At 45.8% G+C, this 1,218-nt stretch carries 2 protein-coding genes; both read right to left on the reverse strand.

Annotated elements, in window-relative coordinates; translation table 11 throughout:
* Positions 1 to 253 precede the first annotated feature (253 nt).
* Positions 254 to 352: an LEPR-XLL domain-containing protein gene (locus tag BUB38_RS15900; protein WP_083542279.1), complete on the reverse strand. Its 99-nt coding sequence runs from the start codon at positions 350 to 352 to the stop codon at positions 254 to 256.
* A gap of 72 nt (positions 353 to 424) precedes the next feature.
* The coding region (locus BUB38_RS15640; RefSeq protein ID WP_305774189.1) for an FISUMP domain-containing protein at positions 425 to 1,218 on the reverse strand (794 nt) is incomplete at its 5' end.

A 1,218-nucleotide genomic window follows, 5' to 3' on the forward strand; every position in this document is an offset into this window, starting at 1 on the left:
GACGAGGATTCCTTTTCCGGTTCAACGAAACTGCTGCTGTCGTCGTCACCGCAGGCGGTAAAGAACATGGTTGCCGCGAACAGGGCCAGGGCAAAAGGTAACAGTCGATTCATTTGTTCACTCCAAAGAAAGAAGATAGAAATTGTTGATGAGGCACGAGGTTCGAGGGCGCTCGCGGGGCTCGCTTCGAGGTTAAAATTTGGCGGCTACGCCGCGTAGCTAAATCTCATAACTCGTAATTCATACCTCATAATTAATTGGCATCCATCAAGAGTCTCGGTTCGAGAGACTCGATCTTGTAATTGTTACGGTTGTTTTTCTTTTTGCTACCCTTATTGTTCTTCTTGGACATAAGTCCCCCCCTATGGGTTATTTGGCATAACCCTGATTTTTGTTAAACTTTTTTGTTGAAGGGTGTAAAGAACTAGTAGTTCTTCACACAACGAATGGAATTTCCATATTTCTTAGAAACAGGAAAGTTCCTGGAAAAATTCTTTCGACTAACAGATGTCATGCACGCTTTCAAATCTGTATCAGCTTGTTGCGGCATCCAAAATTGTGATTGGACCTTTATTTCATCAAACTTATTATGTTCGTTTCCATAATCTATCCAATACCCCGTCGGCAATATCGACAAACCATAATCGTTGCTACCGAAGCCGGCGACCTTCGAGCCCATGTAGTACGCGACGCTGCCACCTGTTCTCTGGTCTAAATGAGCCCATTCTCCAGCATTAACAATGTGCCAGCCCTCCGGGCAGATTCCCTGATGCTGGACATAGTTCTGAGGTTGCGCATAACCGCTGGGATAAACAAATTTTTGTGCACAAGTCTCTGCATACATAGACACACTATCACACGCTGTGGGGAAATTCATCGCATGGCTCCAGGTATAGAGCCCGCCCCAGCCGTTCTCGCAGTACCACGGATCGTCATCGTAGCAGTACTTGGTTGAATCGTCTTGAACAGAACCACCGGATATCATCTTGCCGTAATTCAAGTTTTCGGCAAAAAAGACATAGGTCCTTTCAAAGGTGTCGTCGTACAAGCTCACCGTGCGGTACTTCTGCCCGTCGCGAGGGTCGGTGAACTCGCCGTAAGACACCTTCTCATTAAACTGGTTCGTCATGTCAAAATAGCTACTACTGCTAACAGAACTAGACGATTCAACCTCAACCCAAAAACCATTCTTACAAATATATCTGACCCCTGTTGCCA

Origin of the sequence: Fibrobacter sp. UWH5 (assembly GCF_900142505.1) — a bacterium.
GTDB lineage: Bacteria > Fibrobacterota > Fibrobacteria > Fibrobacterales > Fibrobacteraceae > Fibrobacter.

Bases quoted from the DNA above. Each gene is read 5' to 3' on its own strand.
- BUB38_RS15900 (WP_083542279.1), bottom strand. From the start codon at position 352: ATGTCCAAGAAGAACAATAAGGGTAGCAAAAAGAAAAACAACCGTAAC.